This window comes from Acetobacterium sp. MES1, assembly GCF_002237635.1.
GTDB classification, from domain to species: domain Bacteria; phylum Bacillota; class Clostridia; order Eubacteriales; family Eubacteriaceae; genus Acetobacterium; species Acetobacterium wieringae.
On sequence record NZ_MJUY01000013.1, the window covers coordinates 17,196 to 33,697 of the forward strand.

The 16,502-nt window shown below is 48.0% G+C and carries 15 protein-coding genes; 11 read left to right on the forward strand and 4 right to left on the reverse strand.

Going from position 1 to position 16,502, the window contains the following annotated elements; translation table 11 throughout:
* The first annotated feature begins 152 nt into the window (after positions 1-152).
* Together BI182_RS04035 and BI182_RS04040 are read left to right on the forward strand one after the other, a co-directional pair.
* Complete coding sequence (locus BI182_RS04035) at positions 153-626, forward strand: VanZ family protein (protein WP_286805710.1); 474 nt, start codon at positions 153-155, stop codon at positions 624-626.
* Between the two features lie 52 nt (positions 627-678).
* Positions 679-1,554, forward strand: a complete 876-nt coding sequence (locus BI182_RS04040; protein ID WP_286805712.1) for a nitroreductase family protein — start codon at positions 679-681, stop codon at positions 1,552-1,554.
* Between the two features lie 79 nt (positions 1,555-1,633).
* Here BI182_RS04040 and BI182_RS04045 read toward each other — a convergent pair whose 3' ends face one another.
* A complete protein-coding gene (locus tag BI182_RS04045; RefSeq protein WP_070369853.1) occupies positions 1,634-1,885 on the reverse strand; it encodes a hypothetical protein in 252 nt (83 codons plus the stop codon).
* Between the two features lie 318 nt (positions 1,886-2,203).
* Between BI182_RS04045 and recQ the strand changes: the two genes are divergently transcribed.
* The 3 genes from recQ to BI182_RS04060 all read left to right on the forward strand — a co-directional run bounded on the left by recQ (position 2,204) and on the right by BI182_RS04060 (position 6,060).
* The gene (recQ, locus tag BI182_RS04050; RefSeq protein ID WP_286805714.1) at positions 2,204-4,390 is read left to right on the forward strand and encodes a DNA helicase RecQ; all 2,187 of its coding nucleotides are present in this window, start codon (positions 2,204-2,206) and stop codon (positions 4,388-4,390) included.
* Positions 4,391-4,402: 12 nt separating this feature from the next.
* A complete protein-coding gene (locus BI182_RS04055; protein WP_286805716.1) occupies positions 4,403-5,176 on the forward strand; it encodes a TraX family protein in 774 nt (257 codons plus the stop codon).
* 113 nt (positions 5,177-5,289) lie between these two features.
* Positions 5,290-6,060 carry an arylamine N-acetyltransferase family protein gene (locus BI182_RS04060; RefSeq protein WP_286805718.1) on the forward strand — a complete coding sequence of 257 codons (771 nt, stop codon included), beginning with the start codon at positions 5,290-5,292 and terminating at the stop codon, positions 6,058-6,060.
* A 333-nt stretch (positions 6,061-6,393) separates the two neighbouring features.
* Here the strand turns inward: BI182_RS04060 and BI182_RS04065 are convergent, their stop codons facing one another.
* Positions 6,394-7,314, reverse strand: a complete 921-nt coding sequence (locus BI182_RS04065) for a PfkB family carbohydrate kinase (protein ID WP_070369857.1) — start codon at positions 7,312-7,314, stop codon at positions 6,394-6,396.
* Between the two features lie 463 nt (positions 7,315-7,777).
* Here BI182_RS04065 and BI182_RS04070 point away from each other — a divergent pair, with 463 nt between their 5' ends.
* Complete coding sequence (locus tag BI182_RS04070) at positions 7,778-8,413, forward strand: hypothetical protein (protein ID WP_286805721.1); 636 nt, start codon at positions 7,778-7,780, stop codon at positions 8,411-8,413.
* A gap of 31 nt (positions 8,414-8,444) precedes the next feature.
* Here BI182_RS04070 and BI182_RS04075 read toward each other — a convergent pair whose 3' ends face one another.
* On the reverse strand, positions 8,445-9,356 hold the full coding sequence (locus BI182_RS04075; RefSeq protein ID WP_250932596.1) for a DHH family phosphoesterase: 912 nt from the start codon (positions 9,354-9,356) through the stop codon (positions 8,445-8,447).
* A 552-nt stretch (positions 9,357-9,908) separates the two neighbouring features.
* On the opposite strand from BI182_RS04075, the gene BI182_RS04080 reads away from it, so the two are divergent.
* The 5 genes from BI182_RS04080 to BI182_RS04100 all read left to right on the forward strand — a co-directional run bounded on the left by BI182_RS04080 (position 9,909) and on the right by BI182_RS04100 (position 13,220).
* The gene (locus BI182_RS04080) at positions 9,909-10,106 is read left to right on the forward strand and encodes a cold-shock protein (RefSeq protein ID WP_070369908.1); all 198 of its coding nucleotides are present in this window, start codon (positions 9,909-9,911) and stop codon (positions 10,104-10,106) included.
* 117 nt (positions 10,107-10,223) lie between these two features.
* On the forward strand, positions 10,224-10,382 hold the full coding sequence (locus tag BI182_RS04085) for a hypothetical protein (RefSeq protein ID WP_187389155.1): 159 nt from the start codon (positions 10,224-10,226) through the stop codon (positions 10,380-10,382).
* Positions 10,383-10,482: 100 nt separating this feature from the next.
* Positions 10,483-11,787, forward strand: coding sequence for a DEAD/DEAH box helicase (locus BI182_RS04090; protein WP_286805725.1), 1,305 nt, complete (start codon positions 10,483-10,485; stop codon positions 11,785-11,787).
* A 120-nt stretch (positions 11,788-11,907) separates the two neighbouring features.
* Positions 11,908-12,771 (forward strand): response regulator, encoded by an 864-nt coding sequence (locus BI182_RS04095; protein ID WP_148636537.1) that lies wholly within the window; start codon positions 11,908-11,910, stop codon positions 12,769-12,771.
* Positions 12,762-13,220 (forward strand): chemotaxis protein CheX, encoded by a 459-nt coding sequence (locus tag BI182_RS04100; protein ID WP_148636538.1) that lies wholly within the window; start codon positions 12,762-12,764, stop codon positions 13,218-13,220. Before BI182_RS04095 ends, BI182_RS04100 begins: the two co-directional genes overlap by 10 nt.
* Positions 13,221-13,481: 261 nt before the next feature.
* On the opposite strand, the gene BI182_RS04105 is transcribed toward BI182_RS04100, so the two are convergent.
* Positions 13,482-16,379 (reverse strand): methyl-accepting chemotaxis protein, encoded by a 2,898-nt coding sequence (locus BI182_RS04105; protein WP_286805727.1) that lies wholly within the window; start codon positions 16,377-16,379, stop codon positions 13,482-13,484.
* Between the last annotated feature and the right edge of the window lie 123 nt (positions 16,380-16,502).

A 16,502-nucleotide genomic window follows, 5' to 3' on the forward strand; every position in this document is an offset into this window, starting at 1 on the left:
GCATTCTCCAGTTTTTTCTTTAGTTTAACATAATTCCAGCCAAAAGGGGAGTGGTCGTGATAAAATTAATGGGTCGCTACTGATTGGATGGATTGGAAAGAAGCGGATAAAAAGAATGACTTCTGATGGACGGGATCAGGAAAGGGTAAGAAATGGATAAAAAGCGATTAATATTATTATTGACCTGGACGGCTACCCTGATCTGGATGGGCGTCATCTTTTATCTTTCCAGTCAGCCAGCCACCCAGTCGGCACATCTCAGCACCGGCTTGAAAGATGAATTACTGGGGATATTGGGACATTTTATCCCAGGGATCGAAACCCTGGAAATTCGCAGTCTCGATTTTTATATCCGCAAAAATGCTCATTTTATTGCCTACTTTATTTTGGCGGTTTTGATGCTGTTGGCGCTTCTTCAAAGCGCCGTTCCCAAAGCGGCTAACCTGGCCCTACTGATCTGTCTTTTGTACGCCATTTCCGACGAATTCCATCAATTGTTTGTGCCCGGTCGCTCCGGCCAGTTCCGGGACGTACTCATTGATGGTGCCGGGGCGCTGCTTGGCGTTTTAGTCACCGCCTTAGTAATTAATCGGATTTCACGGCGGTTTTTTGTTTTCTTCGATTAATCCCCGTCAAAGGGGGTATATAATAATCAGCCAATACAAGGAGGTCTAACTTATGAAATTCAGAGAATTTACGGTCAATAACCACTCAACGAGAGAATTTATGAATGACCGTGTGAATGAAGGGGATATCGGTGCAATTAAAACCTATCTGGATGAGGTCAACAGTACAGTTGGAAAAGAAAAGGGTTTTTCCCTGATCCTGTTGGAAAACGGTGCTGAGGTTTATCAGGATCTGGAAGGTTTTGGTGGTTATGGTGGAGTAATGATCAAGGGCCCTCATTATATCGCCCTGCGGCTGGATCGGCTCGATCATGAGATTGAAGTTTACGGAGCATTTTACCTGCAATCCGTGGTTAAAAAGCTCTATGATCTGGATCTGGGTAGTTGCTGGATCACCGTCGATGGCATCATTCCGTCTCAGACAGAACGATTACTGGCTGGTCAACCGGGGATCATCCAGCATTTACTGGCGTTCGGCAAACCGGCAAAAAAAGACAGCAAAGGCGATCGTCATAAAACAATTGTAAATTGTGATGCCAAGTATCAGCAGGATCCCTATGGACTGGCGATTATTTCCACATCTGACGAAAGTCGGTTGTCAGTGGTTGAGACCATTTTTCTTAAGACCTGGGGAAATGTGGCTCCCTATGAAGAAATGGAAAAACGGGGAGTGCTGGATTTGCTCTATTATGTCAGAAATTCGCCCTCCTATCAGAATGCTCAACCCTGCCGTTTGATTCTTAAAGATGGTTATGGAGAACTGTGTGTGATTAATCCGGAGCAGGAAGAAAATTATACCGATGCCGGGATAATGCTGTTTATCCTGGAAGGACTGGCTAAAGAAATGAGTTTCCCATCCAACTGGCATTTTATCCAGGATGATTCTGAGAATGCTGAGTATCGACGGGTTGCCCATTTTGATCTGTAAAGGGTGCAATTAAGTACGATTGCTAAAATAAAAGGAGCTTACGCCATCGGTCACGATGGCAAAAGCTCCTTTTGTGTTGTTACAGGGTTTGCAGATGGGCGTTGGAACGATTGAGATAAAGCAAAGCCAACTCCAGTTTCATTTCGATGCTTTTTTTAAGATAATCCCATTCATCAGATCGTTGCTTTTTAGCTAAAGCAATTTCCTTTTTTGAAGGCATGCTGGTGTGACAGGGCGTGATCGTTTGATTATTGCCTGTTTTTAGAATCAGTGAAATATCGTTAGTCTCTGGATGGTTTTCATAATAGGTTGCAAATCGTGACTGTACCATTGTTATTTCCTTTCGTTAAACAAGATTCATATAACTGTAAAAGTAGTACAAATTTTTGTTGCTAATTTGGTGTGTAACAGATCGACTGCTGATCTGTTTTTAGTATAAACGAAATTTGTTAAGGACTTTTGAACAAAATGTTAAGGTTTAATGAAGATTGTTAAATATAACAGAATAACAATTGGTTGATACGGCAGTTTATCAGCGCCGCTTTCCTTGTCAGGGGCGGTCTTTTATCTTATAATAAAGCAGATGACAAGAGTCAGGGTTCTCAGGAGAACCGTCTATTCGGAGACAAGGATTCACAGGAGGTATCGATTGACGCTTAAAAAAAACCTGAGCCAGTATTTTGGCTACGATACATTTAAAGAGGGGCAGGAAAAAATCATAACGGCAGTGGTTAATGGCCAGGATGTGCTGGGGATTATGCCCACCGGCGGGGGAAAATCGTTGTGTTATCAGCTTCCGGCCATCGAGCTGCCCGGCATCACCCTGGTAATCTCACCACTAATTTCACTGATGAAGGATCAGGTCGATGCCCTGGTGGAAATGGGCATCCCGGCTACCTTCTTAAACAGCAGTCTCGATGAGGTCAGTTATCAAAAACGGTTGACGGAGATCCGGGCCAATCGCTACAAGCTCCTCTATATTGCTCCGGAACGGCTTTGTGTTCCAGCCTTTGTAGAGTTGATGAGAGCGCTTTCGGTATCTCTGGTGGCGGTGGATGAAGCGCATTGTATCAGTCAATGGGGTCATGATTTCCGGCCCCATTACCGGGAGATCCCCGGTTTTATCGGGAGTCTTGCGCCCCGGCCGGTGGTGGCTGCCTATACCGCCACCGCCACAACCCTGGTTATTCAGGAAATCAAAGAGCTACTGGCACTGCAGGATCCGGTGGAATCAATTATCGGCTTTGATCGGCCCAATCTGCTTTATCAGGTGGTTAAGACCGGGGATAAGCTTGGTTATATTACCGACACCATCACCCGAATCTTTCCCGGTCAGGCGGGGATTATCTATTGTGCCACCCGCAAAACCGTTGAAAGCGTCACGGCCAGGCTGATTGGTCTGGGGTTTTCTGCCGCCGCTTATCACGGTGGCATGAGTCCCGAGGAACGGGAGCGCAATCAGCAGGATTTCATTAACGACCGGCTGCCGATCATGGTAGCCACCAATGCCTTTGGGATGGGAATCAACAAACCGGATGTGCGCTTTATCATCCATTACAATATGCCCCAGAATATGGAGGCCTATTATCAGGAGGCCGGTCGCGGCGGCCGGGATGGCGAGCCCAGTCACTGCACGATCCTTTATTCGCCAGCGGATATTGTTAAGCAGAAGCAGCTGATTGGGCTTAATCAGACTTCCCCGGAGCGGCAGACGCTGTTGTTTGAGAATCTCCAGTATCTGGTCGATTATTGTCACACCAATGACTGCCTCAGAAAAAGCATCCTCCACTATTTTGGGGAAGCGGCCGATTATGAGCGCTGCGGCAATTGCGGCAACTGTCTGGATCAGTCGGAAATGGTGGACATCACCCGGGATGCCCAGAAGATCTTGTCCTGTGTTTATCGGATGAAAAACCGTTTTGGTCTGAATATGGTGATTGCGGTGCTGCGGGGCTCGAAAAACAAGAAGGTATTGGAGCTGGGCTTTGATCAGCTGTCCACCTATGGCCTGATGGGCGAACAGAGCGCCGAAAGCCTCCGGGAAATGATTATGACCCTGGTGGCCAAGGGCTATCTTGTCGTCACTGCCGACGAGTATCCGGTGTTGAAGCTGACGCCGGCGGCGGGTCGGGTCCTGAAAGGCCACGAGACCGTTTTTCATAAAAAACACCTGCTGAATCTTACGGCCGCCAAAACTCGTAGCGCAGGCAAGGCCATCGCCCCGGTGGATTGTGATGCCGCTCTGTTTGAACAGTTGCGAACGCTGCGCCGGGAGATCGCAAAGGACAAAGCCCTGCCACCCTATGTGATCTTTCCCGATGCGGCTTTAAAAGAGATGGCCGCCTATTTTCCCCGCACCGAAGCCGAATTTCTAAACATCACCGGCGTCGGTCAGGCCCGCTATGATCATTATGGTTCGGTCTTTATCGAAGCGATTAGCCGTTTTGCTGATAACAATCCGATTACCCTCCGGCCCCGGCCGGAGCCAGTCGCGCCGGAACTCCGGGTGGCCCGGCCGCAAGCGGGAGAAAAGGAGCCGAAGACCGCTTCCTGGGAAATCAGCTACGAACTGTTTGCCGGGGGGCTGACGATTGCCGAAATCGCCAGGCAGCGGGAACTGACCGAAAACACCGTCCTGGCTCACCTGATCCGCTGTGATCAGGAAGGTCGGACCATTGACTGGTCGGATTTTGTCGATCCCGAGAAAGAGCTGGAAATCATCAACGCCATCGGCACTGTTGGCCTGGAAGCCTTGCGACCGATCAAAGAAGCCCTGCCGGAGCACTATTCCTATGCCGAGATTAAAATTGTGATCCATAAAAATGGCTTACAGTAGATTGGAGAAACGATGACCTCGACAAGCTTAAAACTGATTGCCCTGATTTTGATGCTGCTGGACCACATCGGGCAGTTTATTCCCGGTGCTCCGCTGTGGCTCCACTGGGTGGGGCGGGTTTCAGCCCCGGTCTTTATGTTTTGTATGGCCTGGGGATTTTATTACACCCATGACCGCCAGAAGTACCTGCTTCGGATGTATTTCTTTGGAGTGGGCATGGCGATCATTGCCCTATTTTGCAATAATATCGTGGTCGACCCCTACGCCATGATGACCAATAATATTTTTGTGACCCTGCTACTGGTGGCGGTGATTGTCTGGCTGATTGAGTTGCGCAAAACCGACAAGCCCAAGGGCAACCGCTACCTGGCCCTTTTCGCTGGTTATCAGGTGTTGACCACGATTCTTTGTATCCTGATTGCTCAGGTTGTGCCGCTGATGGGGATGATGAGCTTTGTCGGTGCCATCACCGGCAATCTGATTTTTAATGAGGGCAGTTTTATCTTTGTCTTTCTGGGAGTGCTGATCTATTTTAACCGCACCGACAAGAAGCGGCTGATCCTGTCCTATGGGCTTTTCTGTCTGGCTTTTCTGGGGCTGGAGTGGTCGCTTGATCCCCGGCCGACGGCACTGCTTTACAATAATTATCAGTGGATGATGATCGCTTCATTGCCGTTGATGTTGTCCTATAATGGTGAAAAAGGGCGGGGACTGAAATACCTGTTCTATGTCTTTTATCCGCTCCATATCGTGGTACTATATTTTATTGGAAATCTGTATTTCTAGATTGGCTAGTGCTATAACTGACAAAAAGCAACATTAAAAGTGTTATTGTTTTTCTGATAATTCTGTTATACTAGCCTTATCTTTTAAACAAAACGAATTAAAGAGGAGAACCAATGCCAGAAAAATTATTTAAACTTGAGGACTATTTTAAACGAATTCGCTATAGCGGTGGCACCCAGGTGTCGGCGGCAACCCTGAAACAGTTGCATCTTGGCCATGTGATGAGCATTCCCTTTGAAAACCTGGACGTTTATGCCAGAAAACCGATTTCCCTGGAGCGTGATGATCTTTTTAGAAAAATCGTCATCAACCACCGTGGTGGTTACTGTTTTGAGATGAACGGCTTGTTTGCGGGGGTGCTGACCGAAATGGGATTTTTGGTCAGCAGCCATCTGGCCAGGGTCTATCAGGGCAGTTTTGACCATTCGGGAAAAACCCACCGGGTGCTGCTGGTAAAAGCCGATGGCCAGGCATGGCTCTGTGATGTGGGCTTTGGTGGTAATGGCCTGGTGGCCCCACTGTTGTTTGAAGAAGGTTTGGAGCAGGAGCATCTGGGCCGCTGTCATCGGGTGATGGCCGATCCGGATTACGGTTACCGGGTGGAGTTTAAAACTGCAGCCGGTTTTGAGCCAATCTACGCCTTTACCCGGGAAGCCTGCTGTCCGGCCGATTATCTGATTGCCAACCATTATACCGCCACCTATCCGGAATCCTTTTTCCGGCAGGCAATGATGTGCGCTCTGGTCACCGAAACCGGCAAGATCACCTATTTTGATGGCCACTTAAAGATCATTGACGGTGAAACCCTGACCGAAACCACCATCACCGGCGACGGCGCCATCAAAGATACCTTAAAAAGCTATTTCGGGCTGGAACTGGCATAAAAACTGGTACAAAAAAGCAACAAACCGATTTAAGGTTTGTTGCTTTTTGGTATTTTAGTATGTTTAAAAGTAAAACCCAGTACCGACAATTGTTATATCATGTTGTACGCATCAAGGCGGACACGGCGTAGCCTGTCCGAGCTTTCGCAAAGGCAACGAGCCAATCATAAGCTTGCTTATAGTTGGCGACTGCCTGCGACCAATTCGAAAGGAGCGTAGCGGCTTTCGCATTGGTGTGGCGAACAACAGATTAACAATTGGTCGGTACGGCAGGATTTGATAACCTCAGCAACAAACCGGCATCAGTGTTTGTTGCTTTTTGTGTTCTAAGACTTATTTCTGGGTGGCCAGGAAGGCATCAATTTCGGCGGCAGTGGGCAGGGATGGCTGGGCGCCGAGCTGGGTACAGGTCAGGGCCCCAGAAGCGCTGGCATATTTGGCTGCTTCAACCAGATCGCCCATTTCTACAAAGGCTTTCGCCAGGGTACCCGTGAAAGCATCCCCTGCGGCGGTGGGATCGATGGCATCAACCTTATAGGGGGGAACCATCACATCCAAACCTTCTCCGTAAAGGTAGGAGCCCCGTTCGCCCAGTTTCAGGACCACGAATTTGCAGCCATTGCGGGCCATCAGTTTTTGGGCAGCTTCCCGGCAGGATGCGTGATCGGCGGGATAGATACCGACCAGAGCCTTGGTTTCGGTCTCGTTGGGGGACAGGATGGTGACCGGGGGCAGTTTTTCTAGCGGATAATCCTGGGCCGGACCGGCATCCAGCACAGTGATGATGCCCTTTTTATTGGCCAGTTCAATGGCTTTTGCATTGGTTTCCAGGGGGATTTCAAATTGCAGTAGAACCGCATCAAAATCGTTTTCAAAAACTTTTTCCAGTTCATCGGGAGGGGTCAGCATGTTAGCTCCGGGGAAGATGATCAACCGATTCTGGCCGTTGTCTTCCAGGGTAATGGCCACAAAACCGGTGTTGGCACCAGGCTTGGTGATCGTAAAGGTGGTGTCAACCCCTTCTTTTTTCCAGCAATCCAACAGGTATTCACCATTGGCATCATCGCCAATGGTGGCATAAGCAGAAACCTGGGCGCCGGTGCGGGCGGCGGCCACTGCGGCATTGCTGCCTTTACCACCGGGAGCATTGCGGTAATCGTGTCCTAAAACACTTTCACTGGGTTCAGGTGCCCGTTCGCACCGAAGAATTAGATCCATCATTACACTGCCGACTAATAAAATTTTTGCTGCCATAAAAATAGCCTCCTTTTAAATTGACCGGGTCATCTCAGAATAAATCAAGCAATCCACTCTTGGCGAATACCAGACCATCAGTTATACAGATTGATCCCACTGATCTGAAAATATTACATATACCCCGGCGGTTTGTTTACATATGCAAACATTATCACGAGATGAAGACGCTGTCAAACAAATTGAATGAAAAAAAATCTACATCAATCTGGAAATAATTGAGCATTCAAAAGTTGAAAGGATATTATTTTGTGTTGCAGTAGTGAGACGTCAAAACGGAAGTGATTATGGGAAGATGAAAGCCGAGGTGTTCTTTAGAATTGACAAAGGGATCGCTTTTGTTTAGAATTAGTTCAGCGAAAAGTGGTATTGTAGAGATGGACGATATCACTTTTTTTAGCAACCGGCGGTGGGCTCTGCCCGTGTTGACACAATCATTGAAATGTTAAACAGGAGAAGAATTATGAAATTAAAAATTCCCAAGATGACGAACAAGAAAATTCCCAAACCACTACTGACCGGCGGTATTGCCCTGATCGTTTTAGCTGTTGTTGCTGGTGTGGTGTTTGTGATTTTCGGCGGTGCCAAGAAAGAGGTCAGCACCGATCCCCTGAACCTTTATAATCAGGTGCTGGTGGGCATGACCAAAGAAGAAGCGGAAAAAATTCTGGCGGTTGAGGGTTCGGCCAAGGGAAAAGGTTTTAACTATATTGATGAAAACACCGGCTATGGTGTGACGGTAAGCTATGATACGGTGGCCAACACCGGTGAAGAAACAGCCGATTCGGAAGAAGCCCCGGAGATCGCAGTTTTCAAACAGCTCTATGTACCTGACGACACCTATCTGGACGGGCTGGTCAATGCCAATGTCACGGCAGATCAGGTTAATTCCCTTAAAGAGGGGATGGCTTATGAAGAGGTCAAGACCATTATGGGCGGCGTCGACGGAACCGAAATCAACTCAGCCTATAACAAAAAGGATCCCGCCAACGCCTACTCGGTGATGGCCTGGTTTAACCCCGATCACTCGGTGGCCTACCTGACCTTTCAGGGCTATAAGGGGTCGCTTAAGGTCTTTGAATTCCGGCCAGCCAAATAAAAAAGCGCAACCAGTAACGGTTGCGCTTTTTTTATGCGCCCTTTAGCACGTCGACAATGGCGGTGATGGTGGCATCGGCGTCAGCGTAGGGAACCTGACAGGTGCCGACCATGTGGTGCCCGCCGCCGCCGTATTTAAGCATCAGTTTGCCGATATCAGCGGTGCAGGAGCGGTTTAAGATACTGTAGCCGCAGGCAATTGAAACATTCTGTTTTTGCTTGCCATCGACAATCCAGAGACTGACGTTCTGATCCGGGAAGAGGCTGTAAATCATAAAACGGTTACCGGTGTAGATGGTTTCGACGTCCCGCAGATCGGTGACAATCACATTTGCTTCGATGCGGGTGTGGGCGTTGACCATTTCGGTAAAGAGGCGGGCCTGGTCATTGTAGAGCTCAACCCGTTCTTTAACATCCGGTAATTGCAGAATTTCTTCAATCGACAGATTGCGAAACAGGTTGATCAGTTCTTCCATTAACTGGTAGTTGCTGATCCGAAAATCCCGAAAGCGGCCCAAACCGGTGCGGGGATCGGAGATAAAGCCCAACAGAATCCAGCCAGTGGGGTTTAAAATCTCGTCCCTGGTCAGATTGCCGGAGTCCACCTTATCGACAGAAACAATCATGTCGCCGTAATGGGGGAATTTTTCGGCACCGCCATAATATTCATAGATAATTCGAGCGGCCGATGGTGCCAGACGGCTTTCACCGGCTACCCCGGGGTGCCACCCCATCCGGTCTTGCTCGGATGAATGGTGGTCAAACCACATCCCACAACCGGGCACATAGGGAACATTGGCCAGCACATCATTTTCGGTGGGGGAAAAGAGCCCGTCCTGCAGGTCTTTGGGATGTACAAAAATCCAATCGTCAATAATGCCGGCTTCTTTTAACAGCATGCCGCAGATTAAACCGTCAAAATCTGAACGAGTAACTAAACGCATATGAAACCTCCTAAGAAAAAATACTAGCTAAATGCTACCTTAAATTTAAAAGCCTCCGGGGCCACAGGGTGTCGACAAACTACCGTACCGACCAATGACCAAGGGGTCAGACCCTTGTTAATCTGTTGTTTGCTGCGGGTTCGGACAGGCTACGCCGTGTTCGCCCCGATGCAAACAACATGATATAACAATTGTCGGTACTGCTTTATTCACAAGTCTACAAGCCGCATGCCCTTTAGGATGTTAATGTCAGTAAGAATTTAGAAACAGTTGTTATATTGTACCATTTTAGAGAAAGATTTGCCATCCTTTCAAAGAAAAAAATAGTGGAACAATGGGGCGTTTAATTAAGCGTTTTAAGTTAGCTAAAAATAAAAGTTTGCATAATTAATTATTTCGTGTTATTATGTATAAGAACTTAAATTAACAGTAAATGAATTTAACAGTTTTATTTTTAATTGGTACTATGCTTTACAGTATTATCCTAATTTAGAAATGTAGTTGTTATCCGTATTACCAGGATTTAGGGAATAAAATTAGGAGGTACGCATGATGAATGGTACAGTAAAATGGTTTAACGCAGAAAAAGGATTTGGTTTTATTACAGGGGAAGATGGTAAAGATGTATTTGCACATTTCTCACAAATCCAATCGAGCGGTTATAAAACATTAGAAGAAGGTCAGGAAGTTTCTTTCGAAATCACACAAGGACCTAAAGGCCCACAAGCCGAAAATATTCAAGTTATTTAAGTAACAAGAACGTTTAAACTTATGCCTGAAAACGGCATAAGTTTTTTTTTATCCTGTCATCAATTTCGCGCGGAGCCCTGGGGTTGCCGTTTATGACCAGAGAAGAAGAGGGGTTTTATGTCGACCAATAACATAGAAGCGATGAAAAAAATTATTGAAGCGAAGAAAAAACAGAGCGCCCAGCAGGGCAACAAAACTGACAAAGCGGGTCAAACCAGAGTCAGTCAGCGAAAAGCCTTTAAAACAACCAAGCGTGGCGGCTTCTTCGACAAGTAAAGTAATTTTCTTAAAGAACGCTACTGGCGTTCTTTATTTATGATCAGGGTTGATCGACTACGGATCACCCGTATAGTATAGATATAAAAAGGAGTACCGATTGCAATTTAAAAATTTAGATATTATTGAACCGATTCAGAAGGCTTTAAAAGCTGAAGGTTATACCCAGCCGACACCAATTCAGGAGCAGGCGATTCCACCGTTGCTGGAAGGTAACGATTTATTGGGATGCGCCCAGACCGGTACCGGCAAAACCGCCGCCTTTGCGATTCCGATTTTACAGAAGCTTTCTTATCAACAGCGGAATCTCAAGGGCAACCGCCCGATTAAAGCGCTGGTACTGGCACCGACCCGGGAGCTGGCCTTGCAGATCAGTGATTCCTTTAAAGCCTATGGCAAGTTTCTGGGCCTTAAAACCCTGGTAATTTACGGCGGCGTATCGCAGAATCCCCAGACCAAAGCCTTATCCGCCGGGGTTGATATACTGGTCGCCACGCCGGGCCGACTGTTGGATTTGATCAATCAGAAGTACATTCGTCTGAACCAGATCGAGTCCTTTGTTCTGGATGAGGCGGATATGATGTTGGACATGGGGATGCTCCAGGAGGTTCGGAAAATCATCAAACATATGCCAGTGGAGCGGCAGAATATGCTTTTTTCAGCAACCATGCCAACAGAAATTGCCAAACTGGCAGGAACGATGTTAAATAAACCAGTCAAGGTTACGATTACTCCGGTGTCATCTACGGTTGAAGTGATTGAGCAGAATGTTTATCATGTCAATAAAGCCAATAAGATCAATCTGCTTAACCATCTGCTAAAAAACAAGGAAATTGTTTCGGCCCTGGTTTTTTCCCGGACCAAGCATGGGGCGGATAAAATCGTCAAACATCTGGAACGAGCCGGACACAAAGCCCAGGCCATTCACGGCAACAAATCCCAGAACGCCCGACAACTGGCCCTGAACAATTTCAAGGAACGTAAAACCCGGGTACTGGTGGCGACCGATATTGCCGCCCGGGGGATTGATATTGATGAACTGTCCCATGTTTTTAATTACGACCTGCCGGAAGTGCCGGAGACATATGTTCATCGGATTGGCCGAACCGGTCGGGCGGGCCTGGGCGGGAGTGCCATTGCCTTTTGTGACCAGGACGAAATGCCTTTACTGGCAGGGATCGAAAAACTGACCTTAAAATCCATTCCGGTGGTGGAAGTTCATCCCTTCCCGCTGGTACCTGGGCCAGTGGAAGTCAATCCTGGCCCATCCCGACGCTCGCTCGGTCATCAGGGAGCGGCCCCCAAAAATCGACGCAGCCATGGTGACAGCGGCGGTAAAAAAGAGCGGGATCGATTTTATGCCAAAAGCAAGAAAAAAGATAATCGCAGTAGCCTGAATAATTAAGCTTAATCGGGGTATCAAAAGATTGAGCACGCTTTAAATAGTGCTTGACGAATGCTGGTCATAACCAGTAAAATTAACAAATAGGAATTTTTTCGATTCGATTAAAAAGGCGGTGGATTTATGGGAAATATTAGAGTGATGATAGTCGATGATTCAACTTTTTCAATAGCAGTGCTTAAGCGGATGCTCCAAAAAGACGGAATTGAAATAGTGGGCACAGCCCTGAATATGAGCGAAGCAATCCAGAAAGCTCAGGAAATTAAACCAGATTTGATAACAATGGACATGACCTTGCCGGATGGTGACGGCATCGAGTGCTCAAAACAAATTTTAAAACATTTACAGGGCACCAAAATAATTGCCATCAGTGCCATGATGGATGAGGAAATCATCCAGCGGGCCCGAAAGGTCGGGATCAAAGGCTATCTGCAGAAACCGGTGGATCAAACTGATCTGGATGCTGCCATTGAACGGCTTTTTGAGGGTGAAGAGCTGTATGGAATCCTAAAAAATAATTTCGAAGAAGCCTTTAAAGAATCAATTTTCAGTTTTCTAAAACGGGAAATCGGCGGAGAAGTGGTCGTTGAAAAGCTTGCAGATCATCCGATGACCACCAGTTCTTCGGGAATTTCGGTAGCCATTGGGATCATTGGCCGTCACGACGGCCGCCTGATTATGGATATGTCCGAGAATACGGCGCTGGCCATGACCCGGAAAATATTACAGGATGATGGCCAACAGATTGATGACGCCATTAACTTTTTAAGCGAATTTACCAATGTCATTGGCGGCAATGCCTGTTCGCTCTTAAATGGCCTTAATCGTTCCTTTGGTTTACGGGTTTCACCGCCAACCGTCTTTCGGGGCAAGGACATTATTATTTCGATTGGGGATATAATGAGCGAATCCTTTGTGATTAAAACCGATCTTGGGGACGTCTTTATGAATGTCGGCTTTCAAAAGGGGGATGTGGAATGGATGTAACAATTATTAATCCTTTTATCGCTTCCATTACTGATGTGATGCCGCAATTGGGTTTTTCGAACATTAATTTAAAAGAACAAAGCGAAAAAACAAAAAAAATTGTGGCCAGCGGGATTGTTTTAACGCTGGGGATTGTTGGCGATAAAAAGGGCAATGTCGCCTATGCCATCGATACGGAAGGGGCGAAACAGATTGCCTCGATTATGATGATGGGGATGCCGGTGGAGGAACTCGATGATATGGCCAAAAGTGCCATTTCCGAGCTGTCCAATATGCTAACCGCCAATGCCGCCATCAATTTCTCCAATGATAATATCACGGTTGATATTTCGCCGCCAACCATGCTGACGGGTGAAAGCATTGAACTGAGTATGAGTAAGGATCAGGTCATGTGTGTGGAATTTGATGTCGATGGTATCAAGATTGAAATCAATGTGGCGCTGGATTAAGCATTAAATTATTTTAAAAAATACGAAACTGAGCCTCATCCAATGCGGATGAGGCTCAGTCTGTTAATAAAGCTAACCCAGTACCGACAATTGTTACATCATGTTGTACGCATCGGAGCGAACAGGTTGATAAACTTGTTCGATTCCGCAGCGAACAACAGATTAACAATTGGTCGGTACGGTAGTTTATCGACAACCTCGAGTATCATCCAATGTGGATGAGGCTCTTTTTTTATTATAGGTAGGTGGGAGATAGGATGTTTACCTGGTCAATTCAAACTTGCTGACCATGTTTTTAAGCAGCTCCGCCTGGCTGTAGAGCTCTTCGCTGGCGGCGGCGCTTTCTTCGGCGGTGGCAGAGTTTTGTTGAACCACCTGGGCCACCTGGTCGATGCCGACGTTGATCTGGCTGATGGAGGCCGTTTGTTCATTGGAGGCGACATCAATTTTGCTAACCAAAGCAGCGACCTTGGCCACGCCGGATACAATTTCATCGAGGGATACGGCGGTATCGTTAGCGATCCGGGTGCCTTCGGAGACCTTGTTAATGGAGCCTTCAATCAGCTCGGTGGTTTGCTTGGCGGCTTCGGCGCTGCGACCGGCCAGGGTTCGAACCTCTTCGGCGACCACCGCAAAGCCCTTGCCCTGCTGTCCGGCCCGGGCCGCTTCAACGGCGGCATTTAAGGCCAGGATATTGGTCTGGAAGGCGATATCATCGATAACCTTGATGATATTGGAAATCTTCGCTGAAGCGTCATTGATTTCGGCCATCGAACCCAGCATCTGCTGCATCTGGCGATTGCCGTTTTGGGCATTCTGCTGGGCGGCCAGCGTCAGCTGGTTGGCCTGATTGGCGTTAATGGCGTTTTCCCGGGTTTGGACGGCCACCTCTTCAATGGAGGCATTGAGCTCTTCCATGGAACTGGCCTGCTCGGTGGCGCCTTGCGCCAGGGCCTGACTGCCGTCAGAAACTTGCCGGGAACCGGAGGCGACCTCATCGGCAGAATGATTGATGTTACCAAGGATCTCGTTAAGTGAGGCCATCGTATCATTTAAGGAATTCTTGATAATCGCATAGGAGCCCTGGTAATCGCCTTCCATCGGCTGGGTCAGATTGCCAGCGGCCATTTGAGCCAGCACGATGGCGGCTTCGTTGATGGGTTGTTCGATGGCGTCCAGAGTCTGATTAAAGCCTGAAACAATGTCCCGATATCCGCCGGAAAAGCGGGTAGCATCGCTGCGAATCTGCAGATTACCACTGATTCCTGCCTCGGCCAGATTGCGGGACTCGGCAATCAAATTCTCGATGGTGGTCAGGGTGGCAATGACTGAGGGGATCAGCTTATCGTTATCCGAACGTTTGCCGACGGCCACAAACTCGGCCAATTGGCTGGTATCGCCATTGGAAATATCAATAAAGGCATCCTGAACGGTAAGCAGTCGAGAATGAACCAGATTGATTTCGGCGGCAAACTCGGCCATGCTGCCTTGATAATTGCCAGTCATCGACAGGGTGTAATCATTGGCGGCCATTTTAGTCATCACCTGGCGGGCCTCATTAATCGGTGCCAGCAGGGAATTTAGGGTGTTGTTAAAGCCTTCGATAATTTTGCGGTAATCGCCACTATGGGTGCTGGCATCGGCCTGGATTTCAAGTTGCCCGGCGGTGGCCGCCTGGGCCAGCATGTTGACATCGGCAACCAGGGCCTTGATATTATCGATACAAGCGTTCAGGTTTTCTTTAATGGTATTGAAATCGCCGTGATAGGTGGCGGTGATTTTTTCCGGCAGTTGGCCCCGGCTGATCTTATCGACGTAGTCAGCCGACATGTTGAGCGGCTCAACCACTGCATTCAGGGTATTATTGACGCCGACTACAATATCCCGGTACTTGCCCTGGAATTTATCGGCATCGCCCCGAATTGATAAGTGACCATCGGTGGCCGATTGGGTTAACATGTTGACTTCGTTTTCGAGGTTTTTAAGGTTGTCCACCACCTCAATCAGAATCTTGGATTGGATGTCTTTGTCAGACTTGACATCGACGGCCACATTCAGATTACCCAGGGAAATCTGTTCAAGGGTGGCGATATTTTCCTGAATATTTTCCGACAGCTTCTGGAAGGACAGCCCCAGCTGTCCCAACTCATCCTGACGGTTGACAATGTCGGCGGGGATTTGACTGTCAAAATCACCCAGTTCGGCTTTTTGGAAAAGGTCGGTAATCAGGACAATCGGGTTGACTACCCCTTTGACCTGTTTGATAATGATAAAGCTCAGCACAATCAGGGTCAGTAAAAACAGTCCGATGAGCTGAAAAATCAGCATCATAATCGGGGCGTTGAGTTCGCTTTGGGGTTCCATAATGGCCAGGGTCCAGCCAGTGGCAGGAATTGGCGCATAATAAATGTTGTTTTTACCGGCCGCATCGGTGAACGCTCCGGATCCAGCGTCTCCACTGAGGATGTTTTCGCTCAGGGCGGCCAGACTGGTGTTGGGATCCTCCCGCAGATTGACGCTCATGGCCTTTTCGGCATCGGCATCGGCAATATAAAGGCCGTCCCGATCAACCAGAAAGGCCCGACCGGTCTCGCCGACCTTGATCTCACTGATCATTTGCTGGAGGCTGGAAAGATCGATGTCGCCGGTGACCACGCCTTTAAACTGCTGGTTGCTGTCATAAAAGCCCTGAGTGGCCGTAACCAGAGAAATCCCCAGGGTTTCATCCTGATAGGGTGGTGACCAGGCCACCGCCTTGTTGTCGTTTTTCCCGGCCAGATACCATTCCTGGTTAGGATAATCGTAGTCGTCGGTACTGTACAGGGCTTCGGCAAAGCTGATATTCTCGCCATCCCGATAAGCATAGGGACCGAAATACTTCATTCCCGGCTGATAGCCGTTATAGTCATACCAGACGCCGACCCCGTAGGTATCGGGATTCAGGGCCACAAATTGGGTTTGCAGGGCGCTGTATTCAGCTGGGGTCATCTGGGTGCCGTTGACCCCAATGGTGGTGCCGAGGCTTTCGACCACCTTGCTGTGTTTGTCCAGGGCCTGTTCCACCTCGGTGATGGTCTGAGTGAGTTGCAGATTCATCTGTTCTTTGATTTGCTGGTTTTCGGTGGTGATGCTTAAAACGGTGACGGTGATACCGATCACCAGAAGGCCAGGGCGACAAAAATAATCACCATCGAGGTGATTTTATTACCGATGGAATGCTTGTTAAAAATCTTCATTGTGATTTCCGCCTTTGAATTTTTTTGTATTGTTATTCTATACCAC